Source organism: Pseudorhodobacter ferrugineus DSM 5888 (assembly GCF_000420745.1).
GTDB classification, from domain to species: Bacteria; Pseudomonadota; Alphaproteobacteria; order Rhodobacterales; family Rhodobacteraceae; genus Pseudorhodobacter; species Pseudorhodobacter ferrugineus.
Genome location: NZ_ATVN01000036.1, coordinates 1 through 3,629, shown reverse-complemented (window position 1 = coordinate 3,629; position 3,629 = coordinate 1). Strand labels below are relative to the sequence as shown.

General features: G+C 56.2%; 5 protein-coding genes and 1 tRNA gene. 4 read left to right on the top strand and 2 right to left on the bottom strand.

The window, feature by feature from the left end:
• Positions 1 to 174: 174 nt before the first annotated feature.
• Positions 175 to 260, bottom strand: a tRNA-Leu gene (locus G560_RS0117990).
• A gap of 384 nt (positions 261 to 644) precedes the next feature.
• On the opposite strand from G560_RS0117990, the gene G560_RS0117985 reads away from it, so the two are divergent.
• Together G560_RS0117985 and G560_RS0117980 are read left to right on the top strand one after the other, a co-directional pair.
• Positions 645 to 1,343 (top strand): CoA transferase subunit A, encoded by a 699-nt coding sequence (locus tag G560_RS0117985; RefSeq protein WP_022705664.1) that lies wholly within the window; start codon positions 645 to 647, stop codon positions 1,341 to 1,343.
• Between the two features lie 2 nt (positions 1,344 to 1,345).
• Positions 1,346 to 1,975 carry a 3-oxoacid CoA-transferase subunit B gene (locus G560_RS0117980; RefSeq protein ID WP_022705663.1) on the top strand — a complete coding sequence of 210 codons (630 nt, stop codon included), beginning with the start codon at positions 1,346 to 1,348 and terminating at the stop codon, positions 1,973 to 1,975.
• Between the two features lie 164 nt (positions 1,976 to 2,139).
• Here G560_RS0117980 and G560_RS0117975 read toward each other — a convergent pair whose 3' ends face one another.
• A complete protein-coding gene (locus G560_RS0117975; protein ID WP_050525140.1) occupies positions 2,140 to 3,033 on the bottom strand; it encodes a lytic transglycosylase domain-containing protein in 894 nt (297 codons plus the stop codon).
• A 108-nt stretch (positions 3,034 to 3,141) separates the two neighbouring features.
• On the opposite strand from G560_RS0117975, the gene G560_RS21170 reads away from it, so the two are divergent.
• Entirely contained in the window at positions 3,142 to 3,300 is a 159-nt protein-coding gene (locus tag G560_RS21170) for a hypothetical protein (protein ID WP_155947395.1), read from the top strand.
• Positions 3,301 to 3,406: 106 nt separating this feature from the next.
• Positions 3,407 to 3,559, top strand: coding sequence for a hypothetical protein (locus G560_RS21315; RefSeq protein ID WP_022705661.1), 153 nt, complete (start codon positions 3,407 to 3,409; stop codon positions 3,557 to 3,559).
• Positions 3,560 to 3,629 lie beyond the last annotated feature (70 nt).

Below are 3,629 nucleotides of genomic sequence, written 5' to 3'. Positions count from 1 at the left end.
CAGTAAAGATTACTCATCATACCCCCAAATCATTGGGGTCCGTGAATCATAACCGCAAATCAGCAGCAAGGCATTTTATGGGTCCTGAGCCTAAGAAAGTATGCTGCAGAAGAGAAAGATCGAATGCAAAATCTCTGAAGGTTCTCTGCAGGATACTGTGTAATTACAGGTATTTGGTGCCCGCGGCCGGACTCGAACCGGCACGGCCATACGGCCGGGAGATTTTAAGTCTCATGTGTCTACCATTCCACCACGCGGGCAGCGTGTCTTCGAACTCTCCGTTGGGTCTAATTTAGGCCCAGAAACCTCACTAACGCCTTAAGGCTATGAAAACAATACGCTTCTCGAACCAGAGTGCGGGATTTTAAGTCTGGTCTGTCTACCATTCCAGCACGCCCGCACAAAGCGCTTTGGGCGCAAAAGGCGCGGCCCAGCCCATTCACTAGCGACATAGTGACCTGCAAACAATATGCTTTTCCTGCGGAATGTCAGGAAATTGTGCCTTTCACCCGACCGTCACCCAAAGGCATTGCCTTGGCCCATTACTGACCAACGGATTAATCCCGTTTTCGCTGCATCGCGGCAATTGACTTCACCTGTCGTCCCAGCCAAAACTTTGACATCACATTGCGGGGGGAACTTGCGTGAAGAAGATATACAAAGATGCAGAGGCGGCGCTGGACGGCGTGCTGTTTGATGGCATGTTAATCGCGGCTGGCGGCTTTGGCCTGTGCGGCATTCCGGAACTGCTGATCGCGGCCATTCGCGATGCGGGCACCAAAAACCTGACGGTCGCGTCGAATAATGCGGGCGTTGACGGCTTTGGCCTTGGGGTGCTGCTGGAAACCCGTCAGGTGAAAAAGATGATCTCGTCCTATGTGGGTGAGAACGCAGAGTTCATGCGCCAGTATTTGTCGGGTGAGCTGGAGCTGGAATTTAACCCGCAAGGCACACTGGCCGAACGGATGCGCGCGGGCGGTGCGGGCATTCCGGGCTTTTACACCAAAACCGGCGTGGGCACGGTGATTGCCGAGGGCAAAGATGTGAAAGTCTTTGACGGGCAGGAATATATCATGGAACGCGGCATCGTCGCCGATCTGTCAATCGTGAAGGCATGGAAGGCGGACCCATCGGGCAACCTTGTGTTCCGCAAAACCGCCCGCAACTTTAACCCGCCCGCCGCAACCTGTGGCAAGATATGTGTGGCCGAGGTGGAAGAGATTGTGCCGCTGGGGTCGCTGGACCCCGACACCATCCACCTGCCCGGCATCTATGTGCACCGCCTGATCCAAGGCGACCACGAAAAGCGCATTGAACAGCGCACCGTCAGAAAGGCGTCTTGATCATGGCTTGGGACCGGAACCAAATGGCGGCACGCGCCGCACAGGAACTGCAAGACGGCTGGTATGTGAACCTTGGCATCGGGATTCCGACGCTGGTGTCGAACTATATCCCCGAGGGGATTGAGGTGACGCTGCAATCGGAAAACGGGATGCTGGGCATGGGCCCTTTCCCGATTGAGGGTGAAGAGGACGCCGATCTGATCAACGCGGGCAAGCAAACCATCACCGAATTGCCGCAAACTGCGTTTTTTGACTCTGCGCAATCCTTCGCGATGATCCGCGGTGGCAAAATCGCAATGGCGATCTTGGGCGCTATGGAAGTGGCCGAAAACGGCGATTTGGCGAACTGGATGATTCCCGGCAAGCTGGTCAAAGGCATGGGCGGGGCGATGGATTTGGTTGCAGGCGTCGGGCGTGTTGTGGTTGTGATGGATCACACCAGCAAGCACGGCGAATCCAAAGTGCTGAAAGACTGCACCTTGCCGCTGACGGGCAAAGCCGTGGTTGACCGGATTATTACCAATCTGGGCGTGCTGGATGTGGTGGAGGGCGGTTTGCGGATCGTCGAATGCGCAGATGGCGTGACCGAAGCCGAACTGCGTGCGGCGACTGAAGCGACGATCGTCGCTTAACATTACTGGAGTGCTAAGAGACAAAGGGCGCGGCAAGGACATCCTTGGCCGCGCCCTTTTTTTGGCAAATTGGCGTGGCGGCCTTTGTCCACCATCCGGCGCAGTGCAGTGCCCCGCGCGTTCGGCGCTAAAAATGCTCCGCAGAAGCATTTTTCGGGCGCGCCTCACCCACCCGCCGAGATCACTTTGAACACACAAGGGTCCGAAACCAGCTCCGGCGGCGTCAGGCACAGGCCTTGTGCCACCTGCCACGCGGCCAAAACCTTTGGCACATAATCACGCGTCTCGGAATAGGGCGGCACGCCGTCATTGGCGCGCACAGCCCCCTCGCCCGCATTGTATGCAGCCAGAACCATCAGCGGATCACTGTCAAACTGACCCATCAACCAATTCAAATAGGCGACGCCGCCTTTGATATTCTGCACCGGATCCGTCGCATCCGTCACACCAAAGCGTTCTGCGGTTGCGGGAATCAATTGCATCAAACCTTGCGCTCCGGCCGAGCTTACGGCCTCGGGCTGTCCCGCGCTTTCAATCCCGATCACGGCCAGCACAAAGGCGGGCGACACATTGGTCCCAATCGTCGCCTTCAAAATCTCGGTGCCGTATTTGCTGGCGACCTCTTGCATCTGCTGCAAACGCGGGGCGCGGACAGTTGCACCGGCCGGGCCTTGGGACAGGCTGGCCATCGCCAAGGCATAGCGGCCATCCCTGGCCCCTTGCGCCGTTGGCACCTTATCCCAATACCAGCCATAGGCCGCCGTAGGCTTTACCGGCGCCAACGGACCAATGGCGGCGACTTCCGTCCCGGCCTCGACTGGCGTGTCGGGCACAACTGGCTTCGGCGCTACAGCAAGACGCTTGGCCTGTTCGACAGGATCAATCTGCACTGTAATGCGCGGGCCTTTGGGCGCTTTGGCCACAACCACGCGGCGCGCCGAAAAATCGCTTTGATATGGCGGTGTTTGCGCCAGCACCGACTGAGCACTGGCACATAAGGCCGATGCCACGCCGATTCCCAAACAGGCAATCGCACCCAGATACGCCAGTTTAGGCATTTTTGTACTGCTCTTTTGTTTTTTCTTTTTCAAATCATCGCAGGAATCACCCGCCCGCGCCACTGTTTTGGCCCCCAGATTGTGGCCAAATCGCCAAGATTGGCCGGAATGCCACAACAGGTCACGCAAGACAGTGCAAAAAACCATGCTGCCGCCATCAACAATAATTGGCGTTTTTGCAGAAAATTGAACCTGATTTTAGAAAAATCTGCTCAGCCCAAAAATGCCTTTGTCTGTCCAATTCGCCGCCACATTCAGGGTGTCTAAGAGGGTCATACCGAATTGGTGATCGGGACGGAACAGAGGCCGAACCGAAGCGATCCGAAACGGTGTTGAAACCTGAATGAACAACTTCCTTGAAAGGGAACATGCTATGAACAAGATGATCAACTCCTTCTTCGCTGACGAATCCGGTGCTGTGACTGTTGACTGGGTCGTTCTGACCGCAGCCATCGTGGGCTTGGGCCTGGTTGTTATGAACGTCGTTGGCGGTGGTATCGAAGTGTTGATTGTCACTGAGAACTGACCCGGCAACAGCAAAAATTGTCACTGAGAACTGACCCATGTGCAACCTTGCCTCAGCTTGAATCAGCTGG